The organism is Paenibacillus sp. LHD-38 (genome assembly GCF_031157315.1).
Classification (GTDB): domain Bacteria; phylum Bacillota; class Bacilli; order Paenibacillales; family Paenibacillaceae; genus Pristimantibacillus.
The window spans coordinates 130,381-155,071 of the sequence record NZ_JAVIFU010000007.1 but is presented as its reverse complement, the minus strand read 5'-3'; the positions used below and the strand labels follow the sequence as shown (position 1 = coordinate 155,071).

Sequence of the window (24,691 nt, the reverse complement as noted above, 5' to 3'; positions counted from 1 at the left end):
CTGTAGTTGGTATGACCATTAAAAGAGTGGCCCCTCTAACGTAATGTCTTCAAAGCAACACTATAATTTTTTGACTGGGAGGATATTAATCTACATGAAAAATTTCCATATTGCCTTACCTACTCCATTTCGGGAAGATGAAAGCTTATATTTGGAGGGATTCGAGCCAATAGTCAATTATTTGAAAGAAAACGGAATTGACTCTCTGTTTGTATCAGGCTCAACAGGGGAACAGCATTCATTGAGCATCGAGGAACGTCTGCATATCATAGACTATTTCAATCAGAAGCATTTTCAAGATATAGAATTGATTTTTGGCGTTGCATCTACTAGAACCCGAGACGGGGTAAGATTAATCGAAGCACTTGAAGGATCGGTATTTGATATGGTAATGATCGGATTCCCTCCTTATATTAAACCGACCCAGCAACAAGCAATCTTATATGTGGATGAGTTACTCACACACACAACCAAAGATGTGATTCTTTACAACAATCCTTCCCGAACAGGTTTTGATTTGAATCCAGAGTTTTTACACGATTTAATAAGAAGACATAAAAACATCTTGGGTTTTAAGGAAGCAGGAGACATTCATCGTCATAGAGACACGGTGTTTCCTGAATCGTTTGTTCGGTTCGCAGCAGGTGATGTAAACCTAGTATCCAATATTGTTTTAGGTGGATGTAATGGCTTGTCCAGTATGGCCGGAAATGTTTTTCCTAAAGAAATTAAGCAAACGTTTGATACTCTTCTAGAGAACAGAACCGTAAATGTTGAAGAAATCTCTCAGATGATTGCCCAGGTCACACACGGTCAAACTATTGTGAATATAAAAGAATATTACAATCAATTGGGAATGGGAACGGGAAGCTGCCGTTCGCCTCTGGGAGCTGAATAAAAGCTAAAAGCCCGGTTTATAACCGGGCTTTTGCTCATGCAGCTCTGACTCAGAACATTGAAAAATTTCATTAAAACCATTGGGATTTCTAATCACCTTTCATTTTTCAATATTATCTTTATTTTGCATAACCTGTTTTACCAAATTTTCTGACGCTTCTTCGTTAATGGAGTTCTCCGCCGGTACATGCTCTATCGCATTCTGCGCATAGCTTGTTCCCGAGTGATTTAAATTGGTAAAGGCAACCGGCTGCTTCTTAATATTGGAGTTGCTTAGCTGATCTTGTTTCATAAGGATCTGACCTCCATTCTATTTTTAAATTCAAATTATTTTGGATGTATTCGTTAAATAATATGCATTTTTAGGGTGATTTCATTGGAAAAAGTTTCTTTTCATGTCCGATGTGCGGATTTCGAACTTTTTATATAAAAAAATTAACCGTTACTTCTTTATTATTCGTTTGAATTTTTATAATAAACGATCATTCGATTAAAAACAAGCGTTTTAAATCAGAGGGATTGATTTCTAGAATTTTTTCCCTCTGAAAGTGGCATATTAAGCCTTTAAAGCATCCCAGCTCATTTGAATTAATTCGTTCAAGCTTTCCTGTTTCAACTCTGTTTGACTGCCAAAATACTGCTTAGCATATTCCATGGCTGGGCTAAACATGAACATATGGAGCAGGTTCGTGTCCACTTGTTTGAAAACATTTTGACTCTTGCCTTTTTCAAATAAGTTAAAGAGCGGCTCAAACAATTCTGTTCCTTCTTTTAGAGATAACTTATGAAGGAGAGGTGAGTTTGAAAATTGCACAATAAATAAAAATTCATCTTTATTGGTCAAAATAAAAGTTAAAAACTTTCTCAACGCATGTTCAAAAGCTGATTGTAACGAGAAAGAGTCATCGTACTCATAAAACACTTCTAGACTCATCTTCTTTTTAATACTCAAATACAACTTGTTCAGCATATCCTCCTTGTTTTCAAAATAGACGTAAATCGTTGAAGCAGATACACCGGCTTTTTTCGCGATCTTGGACATCGAAGTTTCCGCTAAACCATGTTCATTTATCAGCTGGATCGCTGCATTAAAAATGCTTTCGTTTTTATTTTCATCTTTATGTCTCATGCAAATATAATAAACGATCATTCGATTAAAATCAAGTCGATCTTGAAAGACCGAGCTCCCGCACTAGTGTCGCTGTCCATTATAGATAAACGCCAAGCCATGAATCATTATCGGCTTGGCGTTTATTTCCCTTAAAATCTTGTCGTTCTGATCGGTTGTTATACCGTTAGTTCATTTCCAATATAGATTCTCGGAGGTTCTTTGGAAGGTTTTTGACAACCATATCGTAAGAGTGGTCAATCATTACAAAAACATCCGACTCTGGTAAGGAGCCATCCATTGTAATCGTATTCCAGTGTTTTTTGTTCATATGGTAGCCTGGTCGAACGTTCTCATGTTGCTCTCTCATATTTTCCGCGATCACCGGGTCACATTTTAAGTTTAAATAAGAATAATCCCCTTTGTTCTCAAAAATAAGCGCATACATTTTGCCAGCAATTTTGATCACCAATGGATCGGGTCCAAAAGGGTAATCCTTAGCCGCTCCTTTCTTCTTTAAACAGTATTCAATAATATTATTCTTCAAATCAGTACCTCGCCTTCTCCTATAACAACAAATTCCTTATGACGTGTATTTCATTATTATAATTGAATATACCCCGACTATTCCTGCCCATTAGTGGGGGAATAAAAACGGATGATTAGTTTAAAGACCCGATCATGCGAAAATGATTCGGGTCTTTCTTTTGCCGGGCAGCGATATTCCAGATATCAAGATGATTAAAGTTTCCTATATCGGTACAACTAAGTTTCGAAAGTAATGAGAATCGAATCTAATGGTTCACGTCCACAAGCAACCGCATTAACTTTATCAACAAATTCCTTTTTAATTAAATATTTTAGCGGTTGTTCAACATCATTGAAATACTTAAACGCCTCCCTAGCCATATCATCCCATTCCTGATAATAGTTTAAATAATCATCTGCTTTGACTCTTGTTCGAGACGCTCCTTCTTCAGGTACACATTCAAATTTTTCATCATCACCCAGTATTCCATAATCACATGTTAATTGTTCACCAAGATTAATGTCTTTTGCAGCTAATTGAAATTCATAAGCTGTATCAATACAATTGGGTTGGAAACTGTGATTCATGTACCTTGAGTGATCCCAATGAAGAATATAATCGCCATTATTTTCTTGGTAAGAGTATTTAATCACCATCTCTTTCCGAATTTCATCGAGGGAATCTACATAATCCTCCTTAAGCATCATATCTAAATCATCTGAAATCCAGACAATCGTTCCTTTTGGGATGAATTTCGTAGCAAATACACCGACACCTACCTCTTCACTTACAAATCGGAGTTCTGTTTCTGGATGAATCATGTTTTTAGTTCACCCTTCCTCATATCAGTATCATAATACGATATGTACCAGTTTTTCAGATTGTCACTAGCCGTTACCTATTATCTTTAGTTACCCTGGCGTTTGTATATTGAGTGTATTATTAGGCTAATCTGCCAGTTAGTTCAATAAGCTGCCATTGAATTTAATTTGTATTAGCTCCACGAAAATGAGCTTATGTTCTTGCCATGACCTTTGTACAAGATGTTATTTGCATAAAAAAAATCCGCTTTAAAAAAAGCGGAATTCAATATACGTATGTTTTTGTACCCTCTTACAGCCTTATTCGTGATAAACCAAAAGGTCAGCTGATGGCTTTTCGAATGTCATAATCGGCTAGATCGATATCTAATTCCATTCCTAGTGCTAACTTAGCCAACTGGACTCCGATATAAGGACCCATCGTCAATCCGGAGGCCCCGAGACCGTTTACGGCAAGAAGTCCTTCCCAATCTGGAATGGCTCCTATAACCGGAAGAAAATCAGCTGTAAAAGGGCGAAAGCCCACCCTTACTTCCTGGAACGTGCTATCTGTCAGATCAGGTGCGAATGTAAGACATTTGCTTAAAATCTCATGCATTCCGCCAGGCGTGATTCTCGTATCATAGCCTTCAATATTATTTTCATGAGTTGCCCCTATCACGATTTTCTGCTGTTCAAAGGCGAGCAGGTATTGATCGGAAGGCGGCATAACAACCGGCCAGTTTCCAGTATTTTGTATTGCGTCTGGAACCTGCAAGTGCATGATTTGAGCTTTCTGATAACTTACATTAAAATCAATGCCTAGAGGTTGCAGCAACGGTCGCGCCCAAGCCCCGGCACAAACGATAACGATGTCAGCCGGGTAGCGATTAGCCCCAACTGTTACGCCCGTTACACGGTTGTATTGAAATTCCAGTTTAGCATCCCCATATATAAGCTCAGCCCCGTTCCTTTGTGCAGATCGAAGCAAAGCATCACGCAGCGCCCGGCCATCGACACGGGCAGCCCCGCTAATATGAATGGATGAATATCCTTCTGCAAGCAGCGGGAAGAGCTTTCGGGTCCTCTGTTCATCAAGCCGGGTTATCTCACCGATTTCTGTCGCGTCTTCCATACGCTTGTAAGCTCTCTCTTCCATTTTGTCGATCTTCTCCGGATCCATATGTATGCTGAGGGCCCCGACCCTGGCATAGCCGGTTTCGGTTTCCCCTTCGCTTTCAAGCTCTTCAATTAGCACAGGGTAATAACTCGCTCCGGCTTTCGCAAGCCTATACCAAGTCTTATTGCGCCGCTGCGAAAGCCAGGGACAAATAATGCCGGCAGCTGCATCCGTAGCCTGTCCTTCATCTTTCCGATCGATGATGAAGACTTCTGCTCCCTGCTTAGCCAATTGGTATGCGGTTGATGCTCCAGCAATTCCCGCTCCAATGACAATTACCCTCACGATGATTCCACTCCTTTCTGTAATCGCTCTTCTCATTATAACGAGATCCCTATCAAATAGAAAAAGCCGCGTATGACGCGGCATTTGAAAAGTCTCATAAAGTGCAAAACACAAATACTTTTCCATCTATTCAAAATAATTGTTCTCATCGTAGGTTGTGGTAGTTAATATTTGGTGGGGAATAAAAAAAGCCACGACAGTACAATTAACTAACTGTTTAATTGATCCCACATTTGTTCTAAGTCGTTGAGGTAGCCTTCGGTATTGCGATTAAACTTTTTACGTAATATTACGCCGGATAAACGTTGGTCCCACTGAGCTTTCCGTTTCTTGTAGTCACCAAAGGAAACAGAACGAAGACGGGAAATTACATGCTCTTGACGAAGCGCGTCATCCACCAAAACGATCATTTCACCATTGCGTACAATTTAGCTGTTCCAATTGCGGAGTCCCGTAATCCGGCGATGACAAGCCTTTGTCCGTCTAAAGAATTGTTCCAAATCATTATTGGTTCTTGGGATGTAATAGTGATCATAACAAGTGAAGAGTCCCTTCCAAAACCCTTTGGAATAGTTGAGTACATTATCAACCATGAGCTTGTCACCCTCAAGCGTATAGGTTTGTTTCACCCAATCCAGAAGCATCGACATCTCCCACTGGGCCGTCTCGCTACTTTTATCTTCACCAGGGGTAAGGATAGCGGCTATATGATCCAACGGTTTCATGAGCCGAGATACCGCTTCATAAACATTCGTCATTCCATCTGTTTTACTGAATATTCTGACAACACTTTGAAGCAAACTAGGCTCTTTTTTTACTCAAGCATCTTTGTAAAGAAGCCTGAATGGCTTGGGCACGATCATAAATCAGTAATCCGGGAAGCTCCAGTGGTGGATCTCCGTCTTCAAGGAGCAAGGCTCGAACTGCCGCCACATATCCCTTGGCAATCTGTGCTTCAGTGACCTCAGCCGTTTCCGAATCTGACTGGTCCGTTTGCTCCTTCTCAGATGCTTGGATCTCAGCTTGCTCTATTTTTCGTTCGATGTCCCGAATCCCACGCATGCTTTTTTTGAGTTCCATTTTTAACTTGCGACCGGCGTCGACAATGGGTTTGGCGATGTCTTTCAGATAGTGGTACTGACAGTATTGGTAAGGTACATCCGGTAACAGTGTTTCAAATGCCAGCCGGATGGATTTTTGTCCGTCACTTACAATACCTACAATGGGATAGCCCAGCTTCATGATGGGTTCGATAAGTGTTATCAATTCTTCTGCCGTCCCGCTCTTCATGTTTTGTGCAGCGAGAACGGTTCCGCTGAAGACTTCGCGCAGCACATAAAGAGTTTCATTTCCCTTTTCAGGTTGGACGCCATCCATGGATAGAATGATACCGCCATTTTGTTCAGTCGTTTCTGCGAGCACTTTGTTTACATGGTCATCTAGACTTTCAGAAAGCAGTGTCTGGTAGCGTTCGTACAGATTCTGAGCATGCCGTTCACTCGTTGGAATTCCACGTTCGTTCAACGCATCGGCAATTTCTTTAACGGTTCGATGCTGCTTAAAGCGCAATTCGCCAACGAGAGCAAGCACATCATATCCATACGAAGAGTGCTTTAGGCTAAGCATCTCAGCTTCAGCAGATTTATACGTAACTCCAGTATGTGAACAATCTAGAGTTAGCAATCCTTTTTTTCTTTTTCGTAAAGGTTCATTTATAGGGGAAAATAGAGAAAAACAAAATCGACATGTATACGTTTACATGAAAAAGGCCCCTATCCGCTGGATAGGAGCGATGTAAATAAAGTTCCGGCTCTTCAATTGCAAATATTAATTTGCTCATTACTCATACTTATCTTTGAAATAACAAAATAGAGAATTAATAATGAGTAAAATTTCGATGCCTATTTGCTCCTATAAACTTCAAAAGAGGAAATCGTCGGACACCATCTCGATTCTATGATCTTCAGTCGAATGAATCGCGATACAACCGCATCAAACCGACATATATGCTTGTAGCCGACAACCGTGCCTTTGTATAACGGAACCCACTTCTCACCCTCTTTATACTCCAGCTCGAATCGTTCAATTCGTTGTCCGTATCGGTGTTCCTGAAGCACAACATGGTCAAACATTAGTTCACTTTGCAAATCGACTTCAATAAATGCTTGCTCTGTACCTTCTTCAGGAGACCAGAATGTATCCCGGTTCCCATCCAACATATTGGCCGCATCACAGCAGTTCATCGCCTCAGAGGTTTTGGCGATTGCAATGGACGCCAAATTGGTTTTGAACGTATGGCGAATCACGTCCCCAAGCTCCTTCAAACGCTTCATATCATTCTCGTGAATCAGTCCTCGAGAATCCGGCGGGAGATTCAGCAGAAACGTCGCATTTCCACCAACCGAATTGTAATAGATGTTCAACAGCTCATCAAGCGATCGGACCTTTTCGTCCTCTGAAGCATGATAAAACCAGCCTGGACGAATCGATGTATTGACTTCGGCAGGATACCAGACCAATTCGCTCTCATGCTGAATCACTTCTCTGCTTCCAAGATCATCTTCTTGAGGATCGTATCTTTTTGCAAATTCCCGATCATCCGCTTGCTGCGATTTTTCTTGTATACTCTCATTCAATCTAAGAGATGCTGGCACGACGCTCCATTCTGACTCTCGGCAATGGCCCGCTTCGTTCCCGCACCAACGAATATCAGGACCGCAAACCGATATGACGGCATTGGGCTACAACTCACGAATGATCGCATAATACGATTCCCAATCATATTGTTGGCGCTTCCCGTTCGGGCCTTCCCCGCAGGCACCGTCAAACCAGACGCAGAAAATATCCCCGTAACCCGTCAGCAGCTCTCTTAATTGATTTTTAAAGTATTCGTTATACATAGGCGAATCGCCATAGGTTTGCTCATGCCGATCCCACGGAGACAGGTAGACTCCGAATTTAATGCCGCCCCTGCGACAAGCTTCTGCAACTTCCTTTACAATATCTCCTGTTCCATTTAGAACTCATCTTCTAACGCTTGACATGAAACGATAAGTTTTCCCTATAGCGATTCGATAATGTCGGTGTTTGTCATATTCTGCTCCCTCATGATTTCAGCCATTCCAACGTAAACGTTCCAAATTGAATATCCATGTTATTCCAATCGGAGTAATCATATACCTTTTCATACAGAACACCAATATCACCATTTTTAAGTACGGTTAAGCAGGAATAACCATAATATCCGTCTTCAACCACTTTGCTGTATGGCCAAGTTTTTCCGCCATCCTCACTGAGGCGTACAGTTCCCTTTATCCTTGTTTTCTCATCATCCGGATTTGAGAATAAGACTCGTACCTTCCCATCCCCCTGATCAGGATACAGTACGACACTTGATTGGCAAATTGGATCCACTAGTGCCATATCAAACGTAACTTCACCCCATGTTTTCCCGCCATCTGTGCTCGTTGTAACAGCTGTTCTTTGAAGTCCGTAATGATTTCTCAAATAATATTTCAGTTCACCTGCCGGCAATTCAATGACCTGTGATTCTGTCAAATACTGCTTCCCTTCAGAGATGGTCTTCGCAGACAGAACTTCGCCGTCCAATTCTCTTCCGTCGTTCGGAGATTCTCCACGCTGCCAAGTAGCCCCGTGATCGTCACTATATATACAAGTACAGGATAAATGGCCTGATTCATTTGAAAAATAAATCGGGAATACTAAGCGACCTGCTTTTTCACTATGCTTTAATTGAATTCCGCAGCCGGGCCCGGATCCAATAAAGCGCATCCATTCCTCTTTAACCATTGGGTTTAATTCTCTTGGCTTGGACCAGGTAAGCCCATCATCTTCACTTTGAATCATTTGCAAAAATGACGTTCTTGCTTCTAGCAAACTCTCATTTGGATCGATGCCTTTTTTATAATAAATATTTCCTCGGGCCTCTCCGCCTTTGAACACATACCCTTTTTCATCAACGGTATAACTTGTCCCATTACCTTCAGAATCAGTAACTTCTCCATCTTCGGCAAGTAAATATATATTACCTTCTTGATCATATAACTTCCTGCGTCCATCTGAATCAAAACCAATTACAGGCTCACTTGCCCAAAGACCAATTCCACCAGGTGTATGCATATAAAGCATAAAAATAGTACCTGTTTCTTCATCTTCCAAAAGTGACGTATCAATAGCTGCTGCACCATCTAAGCCTTCCCCAGCAAAAGCAACAAGCTTTTGAACTGGGCCCCACGTTTGTCCATGATCTTCGCTTCGCCTGATTGTGGCATCGATCTGGTTAGGATTGTCTGTCTGATCCACAATCCTTGCATCAATCCCTGCTATCACTGTTCCTTTGCTGGTTGTAATCATCGATGGAATTCGATAGGCTCTTGAACCAGCTAAATTCGGATAAAAAACGGCTTGCGTTTCAATATTTGGCATGATTAATTAACCCCCAGCATTTAAATTATGGTTAACCGGATATGAAATCCCGGTTGAAGGCTTGTTTCGTTAGGAACCTGCTTGAGCATTAAATGATCGACGATGCGCTGACGATCCGATGGTAACCTGACACGTTCAACGTGAGCGGACGATCCGAAAACTCAGTATCGAATGGGAGCCGCTCGCATTCCAATTCCTCCAGCCTGCCTTCGCGCCCTTCCGTATAATCCAGAAGACGCTGACAAGCGGATGATATACGCGCTAACAGTCCGCCGTAACGGGTATCAAGCACCTCCCATCCGTACGGCTTGTTGGTCAGCATCCAAAGTCGACTGTGTGCCTTTCTCAATTCATCGACCTGCTTATGAAGAGCTGGCAGTCGGAATTCGGCGATCTTCCGCAGATCTTCTTTACGATCATCACGATACAGCCTCATAATTTCAATACCGATGGTTGCTTTGCTAGCGAGAACGCCGCTCAGCTTTTCATACACACCGAATATAGCATCAAACGGGGCGGCTGCTTTCTCTTTAGACGTCCGCCACCAGTTCCCCAGCTTCGCGTAATGCTCTGGCAGCGTGTTCTCCGCATCTCCCTCGACATGCTTGTCAAACAGTCCAAGCAGGATGTCCTGCCACAGCAAATATTTGGAAGGTTTGGCCATGTAATGGTTGCCCTGCTCGACGCCCGGAACTTCATCCATCTCTTTGAGACCGACGATATCATCGAATAAATCCATCCCCGTACAAGCTGCGAATCGTGTGCGCAATACAGCGTCGGTTACATCATCCGAGTAGCCATGCTCAGCGAAGAGCTGTAATCCCGGCAGCATGACGAGATGATTCGTTTCCTGGCCATTATCTCCCCAAGCGGTTGCCAACACCTCTCTGATGCCCTCACTCTTGCAAGCAAGCAGTGCTGGATGGGTACTCATCCAAGTTTTTCCGTAATTCGGACTCATGCTTCCCCATATATGAATACCTCCGGCGAATAAAGGAACCGAACCGAATTCCTTATGCCTGTTCATAATACGCTCATGAACGCTCTGATCCCGGTTGCCGTAATCCCAGTATACAAACTGGACGTCCTTCGGGATTTGTTCAAGCCTTTCCTGCGAAAAATCGACATTCAAATTATAATGGAACGCATGCTGATCATTCGATAGAAAATGAAAGTACATATCACTCCAAATCATAGGTTTCAAGCCGTATTTTTGAGTAATGTCCAGAACCTTGCTCACATGGTCGTTCATGATCGAAAACCGTTCCCGGTAACCGTTACGCTCCAGATAGCGGCCAAGACCGAGACCAAAAGCCTCGTCCATTCCGATATGAATGCGCTTCGAACGGAAAGGGGCGGTTGCCGCCGAAATCATCTCTTCAATAAACGTATATGTCTGGGGTTCATCGACAAGAAGGATATCGTTGGTATCTCTCATTGCAGAGGCAAACGGCCATTTCAGCGCCGATGCCAGATGGGCTAGCGTTTGAATGCATGGAACGATCTCGATGCCGAATTGCGCCGCATAATCGTCCAACTCCTTTAATTCATCCGTCGTATAACGTCCCCTCATATACCCGAAGTATGGACGGTTCGGAATTTCGTAGGTGTCCTCCGTATAAAGCATCAATCCGTTCAAGCCCATCAAAGCCATATAGCGGATCATCTGTTTAATTGTCTCGAGCTTCAACACGGCATTGCGGGAAACATCCAACATCGGACCGTTAAAGTCAAACCGCGGCTCTTCCGTCCGATCAAACCGTCCCATCTCTTGGGCATACTCCACAAACAGACCAAGCGCACGAAAAAAATGATGTTGTTCAGCGAACGCGATATACCCCTGTCCATTCTCAAGCGAAACACGAAGCGAACCGCTGCGTTTCACGATTTGAACGGGAATGCCATTCTCGCTCTGCTCAATCTTGACGATGCTTGCTAACTCCTGAATGCCGGCCTCCACAAGATCGAGATCCCCATACAAATGTAATATCATTCTAGCAGGCCTCCATTTCTAAATCTTGCCGTGAGGATTCGGATCAAATGTAACATTGTATACGGCAGTCTTCTTACCGTCTTCCGATTTGGCTATCAACGTTGCTTTGGATAGTGCGGCCTTTGGAATCACCGTAATACTCGTGTTGTCCTCACCGATTCCGGTAATTTGCGGGATATTAGAAGCACTGCTAATCGTAGCGCTGCATTCATAGCTGCTTCCTGTATGAACAAAGTCGTTAATTATGCTTTCGCCGTCTAGCAGGATATCCCTAACCTTTGGTTCACTATTGGCTTTGGGCTGCTTGTCAAATATTTTGATCTCGGAAATGGCTAAGCTCTTGCCTGGTTTTGCGAGCATAACCATCCTCAATGCCGAGGTTTTTACCCGGTCAAATGAATAGTAATTGGCCTGATGCAGCGCAGTAAATTCGGGAAGACTCTGCATGTTGGTCACATCAACCCAAGCATAGTTATGCTTATACTGTATTTTAAAAGAAGCAGGGAAAGATGATTGGTTGTCCTCAAACCAATGGACCTCCAAGTTGTCTACGTCGTATTCCTCAGGCCCAAAATCACCAAAAGTGACAGATACCCAATCGCTCAAACGGGGTTCGCTTTGCCAATTTGTCCAACGGTTATGCGGATCTTCCCCATAAGATATTACACCGTCATTAATGACCTCGATGGCATCTTTGGAACCTGGCTCTCTGTTCGTAAAGGAAGCTTCTGCTTTGGGGTAGTCATAGCCGTTCTTAGACCTGCTTATATTGTGCACCAAGCCTATTTCATCGGTCACCCTGATGTGCGCTATTGCTTTGATTTCAATACCCGCAATCAGGCCTTCCACGTCAAATTCGGTTGCTCTGCTCATGCTTTCAGCGTGAATATTCCCCCACCTGACTGCCTTCTCTTCCTCTGTTCCGTCATTGTAATATACCGTTAAGGCTTGCGGTAATTTAGGCAATCGATGTTTCAATACAGCCATACTTATAGTTTCAACGGCTATTGCGCCCTTGACGAACACCCTTGCCATGGCTTTAATCGTCGTCTCCTCGACGGCACCCATAACGATAAATTCTCCGAGCTTATCGTGGAGGATCTGATCAACCTTCTCCCATGTTACAGAACGGCCGGCAGGGATTCCGATGTTATAATTTGCCGTTACAGTTGCAGGAAGCTTAGGTTCTGCGCCTTTGTCCACGATTAGGGTTACCGGTTCGATGCTCACAATATGCCTTTCAACCGTATTCTTTAGAATATTTAGACTAAGCTCTGATGTTGTTACAGCAACACCCTCGTACATCACTGTCGCTGTTACCGTTACCTGACCTTCGTTAAGAGCATATAACTTATTGTTTTTAATCGTAATGATGTTGCGATCCATCGTATAAGCTGGCTCAAAACCGGACAACTCAATAACTTCTCCGCTTTCGAGCATTCCGGTAAGTTCCAGGTCTAAAATGTCGTCCTCTACAAGATTCGTGTAATCAACGAGGAGTTTGGCTGATACCAGCCTGTTGCGCTCAGAAGGCGGCAGCGTTGTTAGATTGATGGAATCGCCAATAAGTCCCGCAGAGGTTGTGTTTACGACGATCTCGCCCGATTGTTTGTTGGATTGTATAACAGCTAACGCTTTACCGTTGAAAGCCTTGCGCTTATTGTCCTTATATCTCTCGATACTTGCGGCGTTTCCATTATCAACACCTGCCAGCTCGCCATTGCCCTCAACGCTGAAATGAATAAGATTGTTGGCTGTAGGCACAATTCTACCAGCATTGTCTACGATGTCCGCCGTAATAAAGGATAAGTCTCTGCCGTCTGACACGATCACCTGCCTGTCGGCGGTAAGTCTTACAGCTGCCGGGTCTCCTGCGGTTTCCACCTTATCCCTGCAGATAATATTGTCATTCTCGTCCATTGCCACGGCCTCTAATGTACCTTCCTTATAGAGAACCGTCCAATCGAGATAGGTCTTGCCATCCGTGGTTTCTTTATAAGAAGCGCCCCATGAGGTTGTTTTGGTTTCAAATCTTCGCTCTCCCAAAGACGTGCCATTCAGCAGCAGCTCTGCCTTCTGAGCGTTCGTGTATACCAACACCCGGATGGAGTCTCCGTCCTTCCAATTCCAGTGGGGCAGGATGTGTACCATCGGTTTCTTCCCCCATTGGCTTTGATAATAATAAAATATATCCTTTGGAAATCCAGCGGTATCTACTGCACCGAAATAAGAGCTCTTCGAAGGGAATGAATGATAGTAAGGCGTAGGCTCGCCTATATAATCAAACCCTGTCCATATGAACTGTCCTGCGATATGTTTTAAATCCCTATCCCATTTCCATGCATCCTCAGCCGTTCTTCCCCAGCCTACATAGTCATTGTCATAAGAAGATTGCTGGTGATCAGCATAAATCATACTCTGATTATAGTCATAGGGATGGGTATACACGCCTCTAGAACGCGTAGCCGACGAGGTTTCAGAGCCGTAAAGTTTCCATTTAGCGTTTCGTTGATGGTATCCGTAATAATTATTTTCGGAATAGTTAAGACCTATCACATCTACTTCATTGAATATCGCTTCAATATTTTCATCAAGAGAGGTGACATTCACCTTATCGCCTCTTGTTTTGTCCTCGCCAATGGTGGTCGGTCTCGTTGTGTCTATTTCTTTTACCCATCTTACTAAATGACGGACCGTTTCGACTCCGCTTGGGCTAGTCGTATCATAAATTTCATTGCCAATCGACCACATAATGATCGAGGGCTCGTTTTTATGATTGTCTACCATTTCCTTAATATCATGCTCAGCCCATGTGGAGAAGAATGAGCCAAAGTCATAAGTCTTTTTGGACTGATTCCAAGTGTCAAAAGCCTCCTCCACAACGAGTAATCCCAAGCTATTGCAGGCCTCTATCAGCTCCGGGGATGCGGGATTATGCGTTACCCGAATTGCGTTTACACCCATATCTTTCATGATCTGCATTTGCCGCTCAACGGCGCGAGCGTTCGTAGCTGCGCCCAGTGCTCCCAGATCATGATGCATGCATACCCCATGAAGCTTCATATGTTGCCCATTCAGCGAAAATCCTTCATTGGGGTCAAATACAAAATATCGAAGTCCAAAGGCTGTTTCATAGGTGTCCATCAACTGTCCGCCTGCCATTACCTCTGTCACTAACTTATATCTATATGCGGCGTCAGTACTCCACAGCTTTGGATTTGAAATAACGGTATAATCCTCAAAAATGACAGCCTTGCCCGTATCTATCGTTTGTTCGCCCGATACTGCGGATCCAACGACAGCCCCGTCAGCATCATAAATGAGCGACTTAACCGAAATTTCCGCCGGCTCGCCTGATACATTTTTAACCTTCGTCCTGATGTTTACGCCCGCTCTATTTGCCTTCATATCGCTTTCCAAACTAGGTGTTGTCACAAATGTGCCGTATCTCTCCACATGAATGGCATTCTTTACTGTGAGATATACGTTTCTGTATATACCGCTGCCGGAATACCAACGGCTGCTCGGTTGGGTATTGTTCACCTTGACCACGAGCACGTTTTCCCTGCCATCCGTATAAACCTTACCGGTAATGTCATAAGTAAAGGCATTATAACCGAAAGGATAAGTACCGAGCATCTGCCCATTCAAATAGGTTGTACTGTTCATGTACACACCATCAAAGTCTATTGAAAGCTGCTTATTTTCCAAAGTTGAGGGTAAGGTAAACGCTTTGCGGTACCATCCGACACCACCGTCCAAATAGCCTCCTTCATGAGTAGAAGGGGATTCCGGGTTGAAATCCAACTCGATGCTCCAGTCGTGGGGCAGATTTACCTGCCGCCATGTTGAGTCATCAAAACCGGGCTGCTGCGCCCCTGCAAGCGTGCCGTTGAACTCCCTTTGAAAACGCCAATTATCGTTAATATTTAGTCTTCTGCCCAGTGTAGATGACCTCACTTTCAAGCCTCCTCCCAGAAGCGGCGTAAATTGTCCATGGCTATCCTGGAAGCGGTCCTGCATTCCTCCATGCCTTCGAACTCGACTGTAATATTGCCGTCGTATCCTGATTGCTTAATCAATTTCACGATTTTCCTGATCGGGATGTCCCCGTGCCCAACGATCGCACCGCGCAGGAAATTTCCATGCGCCGTGGTGAACCATTCCCCGTTGCCAGGATGTTCGTCGTACGGGCGGAAATAAAAATCCTTGAAGTGAACGAGTGACGCATACGGCAAATTTTTCATTACCCCGATAATCGGGTTTTCATCCACGCACATGAAGTTGCCGATATCAAGCGTCGTCTTGAAGTTCGGGCGGTCTACCGCCTGCAGGACTCGTTGGACGCGATCGCTCGCCTGCACGCTGAAGCCGTGGTTCTCGATCGTGGTCGTAATTCCGGACTGCGCGGCGTAATCGGCAATGATCCGGCTGCCTTTGACGATCAGCGGCAAGCTTTCCTCAAACCACGCGATCGTCATCTTTTCCTTCGGCAGAGTAAAGGCCGTAACGTCATGGCGCATATGCTTGACGCCCATCCGATGCACGACATCGACATGTCTCTTGACGCGGGCCATTTCTTCGTCAAAGGCTTCCTCCGTTTCCTGTACGAAGTTAGCGGGCATAGAGTAGTTGGACAATTCAATGCCTGCCGATTTAGCTTTTTCGCGGATTGCATCCGCCAAGTCAGGATTGTCTTCGACCGTATAACCGTAAGGAACCATCTCCATATGCTCGCCGCCGTTGTCAGCGATCCATTGGATAACATCCAGGACTGTCATCTCCCCGGACTTCAAAGCGTTTAACAAACTATACGTACTAAGACCAATTTTCATTGCTTCCACCCCGCCTATTTCAAATTTGATAGTTACAAAATCCCCTTCACCATCGCGTGGTAAATGAGCTGCGAAAAGAGACTGTTCGACCATGCAAACCATGGACGGGTAAACCGTTTCGGATCATCGGCATGGAAGCCCTCATGCATAAAGCCGGTATCGGCATCGGTCGCTTCCAACAGATCGATCATCTCCCGCATTTCCTCATCTGTCGCGGCGGTTATGCCTTGCATGGCTAACGCCATGTGCCAGATATATCCCGGCGGCGTATGGGGACTGCCGATCCCTTTCGCAGCTTTCCCTTCAAAGTAGAACGGATTCTCTTTGCTTAAAATAAACCGGCGCGTGTTTTGGTAAATGGGGTCATTAACGTCCGTGTAACCGATATACGGGATCGACAGCAGACTTGGCGTGCCCGCATCATCCATCAGGCAGTAGTTGCCGTACCCGTCCGTCTCAAAAGCGTAAATCTTCCCGAATGTCGGGTGGTTGTACACCCCGTAAAGCTGGATGCCGTGACGAATGTCTTCCTCCAGAAGCTTCATCTCCTGAACAAACGCTTCATCGCGGTACACCCATTTCGCCATCTCCTGCATTTGGGAGAGCGAAACAGCGGCAAACATGTTGGATGGAATATTGAAATGCAGGTCGCAAGCATCGTCGCTCGGACGGAAGCCCGACCATACCATTCCCGTGTAATTGACGGGCATCCCGTATCCATCGTTGCGCAGCGTATCTATAGCCGGGCAGTTGTACCGCATAAATCGGTATTCCGATTTTTCGAAATGGCGCTGTTCCGTTTTCCATACGTCGACAATGGAGCGCAGCACCTGTTTGAACTGCTCGTCGAAAATATCGGTTAGACCGGTTTCTTTCCAATACATATAGGCCAGACGAACCGTAAAGCAAAGCGAATCCAATTCAAATTTACGTTCCCAAACCCAAGGGGACATCTTGGTTTCATCATTTGCGTCCCAATGCCAGTGGTTGGCCGTTTCGTTAAAGGCGTTCGCGTAAGGATCGATACTGATATACATGGAGTGACGCTTGATCAACCCCGAAATGATTCGCTGCAGCCCCGCATCATCCTTCGCGAACGGTACATAGTGAATGATTTGCTCGACCGAATCGCGAAGCCACATCGCGGGAATATCCCCCGTAATGACGAAGGTCGTGCCATCGTCCATCAGCTTCGTTGTTGTTTCGAGCGTATTCGGAAAACAGTTCCGAAACTGGTGCAACAGCTTGGGACGGCGGGCCAGCTTTTCCTCCGCCTCGTCCAGCACTTGCTTTATTGCTTCCGGAAGCTCCATTCGAGGGATGCTTACCTTCGGCAGCTTAAATTGTTCCATTTGACATAGCTCCTCCTGCAATTGCTCCGATACTGCATACGAGAACCGAAGCGTCTTTATCGTTTATTTCTTACATTGTCTGCTTAGACAGCAGAGTTGGCGCCGCTGCATCGAACGCTAACCTGATCCGGCCGGTATACGGACAGCAATCGTCCTTCACGGTCGGCGGCAAACATGACTGTTCTTTCGCTATCCAGCGTAAACGCATAATCGGCCCCTGTCAGCGGGTCGCGTACTTGAATATCGGTATCGCTGCTGTATTCGGATACGAAAATGTAAAGAAATCCTTCCGCAAATTGAAGCTTTCGCCCGTATACTCCCGGAAGCTCCCCGCCGCTCAACCATTCAAGCTCATATGCGGCGCCGGCTATGCGCAGCGCTTCCGTGTACAACGCTTGCAGCGGTTCCCAGCGGTCATTCAGCTCAAGCGGAAGCGGACACCAGATGAAGCGGCCCGTCCCGAGCTCCGCTGTGATTGGAAGGAGTACTCCACTATCGTTTGCCGCGTTTCCGCCGCTAACCGGAATATCAATGGCAACCGTGCCTATTTTACGATTCCCGAATGATGCTGCGTACAGCTTCCCGTTCAATAGCAGCGCTTCCTCACGCAATACGTTGCCGTGTACCGTCTCGCCGATTTCAGCCTGGAGCCGCTCATTTGCCGGCCCCCAGTAGGCGTCTCTGCGAAGCGGACCGGTCCAGAGCACCGTACTCCCTCACTTCGCGAGCTCAACCAACCGATTGAAAGCATCGTCGCTGAAGTTTTGCGGGCTTGGCACGATAATCAGCTTGGCAGGCTCCCGCTCCAGATCCTCCAATTGGTACTCCCCGATGCCTCGAGGGTGTATGTTCATCCCGTAAGTGAGTACCCTAATTGCCTGCGCGGTGGATTGGAAAGCGTGCTTGCGGCTTGAGAAATCGTTGGAATACGGATACACGACCGCCACATCTTCCAGCACACGTCCCTCGAACAGTCCGCTGATCTCGCCCATGAATCCGCCGAAATCGTAGGAAACGTCCGCCTCCGGCTTCTGGGTGCCGTCGGCTCTAAGCGCGCCGATATTCGATTCGTTCGCGTTGTTCATAAAGTAGTTAATATTCCAAATCCATTGAACAGCCTAAAGGTTATAACCAATTTTCATCTGAACATATCTATTTAACGCTATTTATTCTGCAAAGTAAAATGGAAATTGTCCTAAACTAGCCGATTATCATGGGAATTCTCGTGCTAAACCTTGAAACCTATTGATATCCTACCCTTTTCGCCCTTTCCTCTCCAATCCCTTCCAATTGTTATACTTTACGTTTATTGTATCCCCTTTCATTTTGCGCTAAGATGATAAAGTCTTTCAAAAAAATATATCAAAAGCGAAGTGATACTTATGAGTCCAATCAAACGTTATATCCTATGGGCCAAACCCTATTGGTGGATGATTTGCATTATCATCGCGGTCGGCATTTTACAGTTTACGGCGCCGCTGTCCACGCCTGTTTTCACCCAACTCCTTGTCGACGATGTATTGATTGGCGATGATTACTCGCGGTTAACGAACACCGTGCTGCTCATGGCCTTCATTTTGTTTTTCGGAGTGCTTCTGAATTTCTTAAGAAACTATATCTCGGCCATACTCGGCAATAAAATGATGATGCATTTGCGAGAACAATTGTATGACCATCTGCAGCGGATGTCGGTGAGCTATTATGACCAGAGACAGGTTGGCGGCGTCGCATCAAGGGTGATTCATGATGTCGGAGGAGCGCAAAACCTTATTGGCGGCGGAATCATCAATTTAGTACTTGATTTATGTATGGTCCTGTTCGCCGGTTTTCTCCTGTTTCGAATGAATGTAACGCTTGCCTTGATTTCACTATGTGTGCTTCCCTTTTATTACTTGTCCTTCACGAATATGAATGTTTGGATCCGTCTGGCCTGGAGATCCGTACACCGGCAGATGGAACGGGTTTCGGGTACCTTGGTGGAGCGAATGGGCGGAATTCGCATCGTTCAAGCCTTTAACGGAGAGAAGCAAGAAAAGATCAGGTTTAACAAGCAAACTGAGCAGCACTTTCACCACACGGTCACCGCTCATTTGTTTTCGAACATTCTCGGGAGACTTAGCGAATCGTTGTCTCATGTCGGCGGCATCGTCATTTGGTTTATCGGCGGAGGGTTGGTGCTGAAAGGTGAAATGAGCGCCGGAGAAATCATCGCGTTTCAGATGCTTCTAGGCAACCTGTACGGTCCCATTCAACGGTTCGCCGACGTGAACGTAACGATCCAAAATTCCGTCACGAACATCGAGCGGATCTTCGAAGTGTTCGATGAAAAACCGGATATCGTAGAGCGTTCTAACGCGTATCCTATGCCGGAATGCAAGGGGGAAGTCGAATTTCGTGACGTTACCTACACGTATCTCACACTAAATTTAATTTATAATGATAACCATAACCAACGGGCAAATCCTGACCTCATAGAGAGAGAGCGGCCGCCGAAAAAATTTTACTGGATTCCCACGCATCTTCCTCCGAAACTTCCGGAAGTCGAAATCGAAAAACGGACTGGGATCAGAGACATTACCTTTAAAGCCAAGTCCGGTGAAGTGATCGCCTTGGTAGGACCCAGCGGTGCCGGAAAGTCCACATTGATCAATTTAATCCCAAGGTTTTATGATCCTGTTGACGGCGCGGTATTCATTGATGGTAAGGATGCACGCGATTACAAGTTGGAGGAGCTTAGGAAGCATATCGCCATCGTACTGCAAGACAATGTCCTATTCTCCGGCACAATCAAGGACAATATGATATACGGACGCGAAAACGTGACGATGGAGGAAATCGTTACGGCCTCGAAAGCCGCTAATGCTCATGAGTTTATTGCTGATTTCAAGGATGGATACGAAACGATCATCGGCGAGAGAGGCATGCGGTTGTCCGGCGGCCAAAAACAACGGCTAGCGATCGCAAGAGCGTTATTGAAAAATCCAAAAATTCTAATTCTCGATGAGGCGACCTCGGCGCTCGATTCGGAATCGGAAGCTTTAGTAACGGAAGCATTGGAACGTTTAATGAAAGACAGGACCACCTTCATTATCGCCCATCGACTGGCTACGGTCGTCCGAGCGGATCAAATCTTGGTTGTGGACGGCGGTGAAATTGTACAGAGAGGCAGCCATAGACAGCTTTTGGCAGAAGGAGGATTGTACCGTAAGCTTTATGAGTTACAACTGAAGGCTATGCGTCCCGAGGAGATTCATAGCGGCGCATAAGACCAGAATAAATCAATCTAAACTAGAATATCCCTTGCTCTCCATTCGGTGAGCAAGGGATATTTATCATTTTCCTTTTATTTCCATACTTAGGGTTATGATTTCATATTTTTTGACAGGCAGCATATAATTTCCGTCTGCATTGGCAAGAACGGCTTCCTTCCTTCTTTCGAGGACATCGCTGGTGTGCAACTTCCCGCATGGGAATTGAGGCTGTACCCATAAATTTTCTTGATTTGCCCCCAGGTGATACCATCTTGCAACGATGTCGCCTGTCATCTCCGAAACCTTCAACGATGAGAAGGCAAGCGTCTCGCCGCTCCATGGCATCCAAGAATGCACGGGCGGGATTGTGCCGCCATGTACCCCGGATTGTAACGCTGTCCAAGGGACTTGGAATTGATATGCCTCAGCGTATACCCCTGTCTGCTTCGGATCGCCGCTATGAGGGAAGATGATATATTCCGCCGTATGCGTACCTTGGCATTGGGCCTCCGGCGTTGGGAATACGCCCCAATCGCCCAATTCGGCAACTGCTCTAAGCAACGTAATAGCAAGGGTGTTTCTGCCGTCCCTCAGAATCTCGTACTCATTCAGACCCTTATTCGCTACCGTTAATCCCATCTGCCCGTCGTAAACACTTGCGAATGCATGTTGATGGTGGCAGTTACTCGGGTTTTTCCATTCGGGCGCGGGTTCGTTATCTCGTTCCGCAATTTCGAAGATCGAATCCGCATAATGCGTCGCACTATGTAAGTCGGAAGGAAACAACACCCGAAGCCTGTGGTCCTTGGAGGTATTGTCGAATGTCGTTCTCACGAGCACCCCTCGCGCGTGTTTATCTAACGTAATCTTGGTCTTAATTTCCATTGGAACTAATTTCTGCGAGCGGCGCGCTTTTCGTTGAGTAAACCAAACCAACTCCTCCCGCTCTTGCTGCAGAAGTTCATCAGCCTGTTCGGGTACTTGAATCACATGAACCGTTTCAAACGACGCACGGTAAGGAGTATTCTCGACGAGCCGAATGTCCGCGGCGAGATGTTCCGTCGTGAGGGCAACGTCCCCGTCCGCCTGTTTGTACATGTACTCATTGCCGATATCCCCTGTGTTTTCGTATACCCCGAGTCCTTTAAACGTATGACCGCTTTGTTTCTCCGTCAATTCCCACGTTCCGTTATTCGCGATAACAATTCGAACGTAATCGTTCTCCATCGTCCGTTCTCCCGTGACCAATAATGGGGCGTTCCCTTCACCTTCGCTTCCGGAGCCTTCCACCCATGCGTAAACGAGGTGACCAAGGGCCTGAACATTTACCGCCTCGAATTCCAGCTCTACCGATCTTGCGAAATACGGCTGACGGAACTGGTCGTCCGGAAGATCGTAGCCGAACTGAATCCCCAAATCTTTGACCGAAGCAGGGATCGTCTTCCCTTGCGGATCAACCAATTTTCTTTGTCCGAGCGGCAATTGCTTCATGCTTCGACGCATCTCGTCAAAGCTGATGCCTTCGCGGAAATACACGCGATCTACGTCGACCTTTACCCGAACGACACCGCTTCGCCCCCATCCGGTCGTATTCCAAACGACAATCGGCAATGCGGATGCGCCATACGGCTCGTATAACCGGGTATCGATTTGTTTTTCAAGATATTCGGCGCTTTGCTCCACAATCGATTCCGCCACGTGGAGGCTTTTCTCGAAGCGAGCCGTCATTTCCCGGTGAACCTCGTCGATGCTGCAGCCGCAAATACTGTCATGTGGATGGTTTTTCATCAACGTCTTCCACCCGTATTCAAACCAATGATGAGGATAGGCTTTGCCTGCCGTATAAGCCATCGCGGCCAGCGGTTCGGCCACCTTCTCCAGCCAGGTCTGTCCTCTTTCGTTCGCCTGCTTCAAGTAGATCCGGGAGGAAGCCGTGTTTACAAGCGTGCCCCACCCGTTCGTACGTTGGCTTCTAAGCTCGCCCTTCACGACTTGCAGCTCCTCAGGGAGGTTCTCCTTAACAGCGGCGATATAATCATCGAAATTCGAATGCACGAATTCAATGTCTGGAAACAGCTGTTTCGCAACAGCCACTGCATCCGGAAGATCCCTCTGGACCGGTTGGTGATCGCACCCGTTCATGAACAACAGGTGAGGGGTCGATGCGAATGCTTGGGCAGCGGCTAACCGGGACTCCCAGTACGATTTCGCCGCTGCCTCATCCTTCGGAACCTCGTTCCCGTTGCTATACCAATTCGCAAACAGGATACCCAGTACTTCCGAGCCGTCAGGAGACTGCCAGATCATCTCGGAATACGGCGATTCGTAATTCGATTGATGATCCACGGTGTTGTTGAACCCCGTCGGGGTTACACCTCTTCCGAATACCGCCGTCAGGATATCGGCTTGCGTTAAGATTTGCGCAGCCTGTCCCATGTTTCCGAAGGAGTCGGGGAAATAGCCTAGCTTGGATATGTTCCCATACCGCGCTGCATCCTTGTGCCCATATAATAGATTTCGAATGTTGGCTTCGCTGCTCGTTAGAAACTCATCTTGCAGAATATACCAAGGACCGATATGAATCCGCCCGTCCCTAATCAGCTTCTCGAGCTGCGCGCGCCGGTCTGGACGAACCTCCAAGTAATCCTCCAACAGGATCGTCTGTCCATCGAGGTGATAGGTTCGGAATTCGGTGTTGTTTTCCAAAACCTCCATCAGCTCATCCATGAGCCGCACCAGTCTGAAACGATGCTTCTCAAACGGCAGGTACCATTCCCGATCCCAGTGTGTGTGAGAAATAATATGCGCTGTCTTACGATGCATTCAAGTCGCCCCCTGTATCCGGTCGTGATTGGCTCTTCAAGCGGAAAACCGCTTTATTGCTCCCAACGACAAGATTGCTGTCGTTTTTGATTTCCCGCGAGGCCAATCCGTACATCCGTTCGATCGTTTCCTTGTTGCCGTAATTTATTTGCTCAAGAATGGAGGCGATAATGAGCGGCCACTCATCCTCCGAACCATCGAGCACCTTCAAAGCAAACGCAATCCGTTCCTTGCGCAGGGCAAATCCGTAAATCCCTTTGGCACCGCCTTTCGCTGCGATATTCGGATCCTTCAACAGATTGGAACAGATGAACCATGGAGCCGAAACCATGTCATGATGTGCGTTCATGATGCGTGAGATGTCGGAAGCGGCGTTTCTAACCTCCTGATTTTCGATCAAATCCGGACAAGCCAGCTTCAAGAACATCATAGCGATTTTGTTTAAAGGCAAGGCAAACACGGGAAAACCGCAGCCGTCCGTTCCGATTTTTATTTCGTCTTCCTTACACCCGGAGAAGAGGGATACAGCTCTCATGATCTCCCTTTGCGCAGGATGCGCGGGATCCTCATACCCTTCCGTTCCGTAACCCAAAGCCTTGCACAATGCCAATACACCAAGATGCTTGCCGGAGCAATTGTGATAAATACGTCTACCCGGCTTCCTTCCGAGCATTAGCTCATCTCGGGCCTGCATGCTTAAAGGATACGTATTCGAGCATACCAAGCTTTCCTCGGATACTCCGATTTTGCGAAGCATCGACTCCAACGCTTCTACATGAATGGATTCTGCGCGGTGCGAAGCGGTCATCAACGTCATCTCCTGATCCGTCAAGCCGAATGCCGAGCCGATTCCGTGCACAAAAGCCGGAATAGCCTGAAACGGTTTTGCAGCCGATCGCATATACGAAACCCACTCAGGATTACCCGCACTCAAGATGACTTTACCGGTATCATCGATTCCACAAATATGTCCGTAATGAATATTTTCAAGTATTTGTCCTCTATATTCCTCCACCAACCGTTCCGCCATGACGGACCCTCCTCAAAGTCATTGATCTAACGTTGGACATGAATGCGAAACATCAAACGGCAATTTGGTATATCTAATATATGTTAACTAGATATAATTATATATTCTATTTTTCTAAGTGTAAATGGTTGATATATTTTATTTATCCCAGCTGCCGTCATC

Annotated in this window: 18 protein-coding genes and 1 pseudogene; 2 read left to right on the top strand and 17 right to left on the bottom strand. The window is 46.0% G+C overall.

The window, feature by feature from the left end; all coding sequences use genetic code 11:
- Positions 1–94: 94 nt before the first annotated feature.
- A complete protein-coding gene (locus RCO25_RS08450; RefSeq protein WP_308995696.1) occupies positions 95–898 on the top strand; it encodes a dihydrodipicolinate synthase family protein in 804 nt (267 codons plus the stop codon).
- A 99-nt stretch (positions 899–997) separates the two neighbouring features.
- Here RCO25_RS08450 and RCO25_RS08445 read toward each other — a convergent pair whose 3' ends face one another.
- From RCO25_RS08445 to RCO25_RS08375, 15 genes and pseudogenes are all read right to left on the bottom strand, one after another.
- Positions 998–1,189 (bottom strand): hypothetical protein, encoded by a 192-nt coding sequence (locus tag RCO25_RS08445; protein ID WP_308995695.1) that lies wholly within the window; start codon positions 1,187–1,189, stop codon positions 998–1,000.
- Positions 1,190–1,453: 264 nt separating this feature from the next.
- Positions 1,454–2,047, bottom strand: a complete 594-nt coding sequence (locus RCO25_RS08440) for a TetR/AcrR family transcriptional regulator (protein ID WP_308995694.1) — start codon at positions 2,045–2,047, stop codon at positions 1,454–1,456.
- Positions 2,048–2,192: 145 nt separating this feature from the next.
- Positions 2,193–2,552 (bottom strand): MmcQ/YjbR family DNA-binding protein, encoded by a 360-nt coding sequence (locus tag RCO25_RS08435; RefSeq protein ID WP_308995693.1) that lies wholly within the window; start codon positions 2,550–2,552, stop codon positions 2,193–2,195.
- A gap of 218 nt (positions 2,553–2,770) precedes the next feature.
- Complete coding sequence (locus RCO25_RS08430; protein WP_308995692.1) at positions 2,771–3,355, bottom strand: SET domain-containing protein; 585 nt, start codon at positions 3,353–3,355, stop codon at positions 2,771–2,773.
- A gap of 322 nt (positions 3,356–3,677) precedes the next feature.
- Positions 3,678–4,802, bottom strand: a complete 1,125-nt coding sequence (locus RCO25_RS08425) for an NAD(P)/FAD-dependent oxidoreductase (protein WP_308995757.1) — start codon at positions 4,800–4,802, stop codon at positions 3,678–3,680.
- A 425-nt stretch (positions 4,803–5,227) separates the two neighbouring features.
- The gene (locus RCO25_RS08420; RefSeq protein WP_308995691.1) at positions 5,228–5,599 is read right to left on the bottom strand and encodes a hypothetical protein; all 372 of its coding nucleotides are present in this window, start codon (positions 5,597–5,599) and stop codon (positions 5,228–5,230) included.
- Position 5,600: 1 nt separating this feature from the next.
- Positions 5,601–6,425 (bottom strand): transposase, encoded by an 825-nt coding sequence (locus RCO25_RS08415; protein ID WP_308995690.1) that lies wholly within the window; start codon positions 6,423–6,425, stop codon positions 5,601–5,603.
- Positions 6,426–6,700: 275 nt separating this feature from the next.
- Positions 6,701–7,816, bottom strand: a pseudogene (locus tag RCO25_RS08410) (alpha-L-fucosidase); the annotation flags it as partial.
- 88 nt (positions 7,817–7,904) lie between these two features.
- Complete coding sequence (locus RCO25_RS08405; RefSeq protein ID WP_308995689.1) at positions 7,905–9,245, bottom strand: sialidase family protein; 1,341 nt, start codon at positions 9,243–9,245, stop codon at positions 7,905–7,907.
- An 88-nt stretch (positions 9,246–9,333) separates the two neighbouring features.
- The gene (locus RCO25_RS08400; protein WP_308995688.1) at positions 9,334–11,238 is read right to left on the bottom strand and encodes a beta-N-acetylhexosaminidase; all 1,905 of its coding nucleotides are present in this window, start codon (positions 11,236–11,238) and stop codon (positions 9,334–9,336) included.
- 18 nt (positions 11,239–11,256) lie between these two features.
- Positions 11,257–15,198, bottom strand: coding sequence for a glycoside hydrolase family 2 TIM barrel-domain containing protein (locus tag RCO25_RS08395; protein ID WP_308995687.1), 3,942 nt, complete (start codon positions 15,196–15,198; stop codon positions 11,257–11,259).
- A gap of 2 nt (positions 15,199–15,200) precedes the next feature.
- Positions 15,201–16,073, bottom strand: coding sequence for a sugar phosphate isomerase/epimerase family protein (locus RCO25_RS08390; protein WP_308995686.1), 873 nt, complete (start codon positions 16,071–16,073; stop codon positions 15,201–15,203).
- A 32-nt stretch (positions 16,074–16,105) separates the two neighbouring features.
- Positions 16,106–17,425, bottom strand: a complete 1,320-nt coding sequence (locus RCO25_RS08385; protein ID WP_308995685.1) for a glycoside hydrolase family 125 protein — start codon at positions 17,423–17,425, stop codon at positions 16,106–16,108.
- Between the two features lie 83 nt (positions 17,426–17,508).
- Positions 17,509–18,132, bottom strand: a complete 624-nt coding sequence (locus RCO25_RS08380) for a hypothetical protein (RefSeq protein ID WP_308995684.1) — start codon at positions 18,130–18,132, stop codon at positions 17,509–17,511.
- A 9-nt stretch (positions 18,133–18,141) separates the two neighbouring features.
- Positions 18,142–18,510 carry a hypothetical protein gene (locus RCO25_RS08375; protein WP_308995683.1) on the bottom strand — a complete coding sequence of 123 codons (369 nt, stop codon included), beginning with the start codon at positions 18,508–18,510 and terminating at the stop codon, positions 18,142–18,144.
- 297 nt (positions 18,511–18,807) lie between these two features.
- Between RCO25_RS08375 and RCO25_RS08370 the strand changes: the two genes are divergently transcribed.
- Positions 18,808–20,691 carry an ABC transporter ATP-binding protein gene (locus RCO25_RS08370; RefSeq protein WP_308995682.1) on the top strand — a complete coding sequence of 628 codons (1,884 nt, stop codon included), beginning with the start codon at positions 18,808–18,810 and terminating at the stop codon, positions 20,689–20,691.
- Positions 20,692–20,757: 66 nt separating this feature from the next.
- On the opposite strand, the gene RCO25_RS08365 is transcribed toward RCO25_RS08370, so the two are convergent.
- Both RCO25_RS08365 and RCO25_RS08360 read right to left on the bottom strand, forming a co-directional pair.
- The gene (locus tag RCO25_RS08365; protein ID WP_308995681.1) at positions 20,758–23,499 is read right to left on the bottom strand and encodes an alpha-mannosidase; all 2,742 of its coding nucleotides are present in this window, start codon (positions 23,497–23,499) and stop codon (positions 20,758–20,760) included.
- Entirely contained in the window at positions 23,489–24,529 is a 1,041-nt protein-coding gene (locus tag RCO25_RS08360) for an asparaginase (protein ID WP_308995680.1), read from the bottom strand. The genes RCO25_RS08365 and RCO25_RS08360 overlap by 11 nt, the downstream gene beginning before the upstream one ends.
- Between the last annotated feature and the right edge of the window lie 162 nt (positions 24,530–24,691).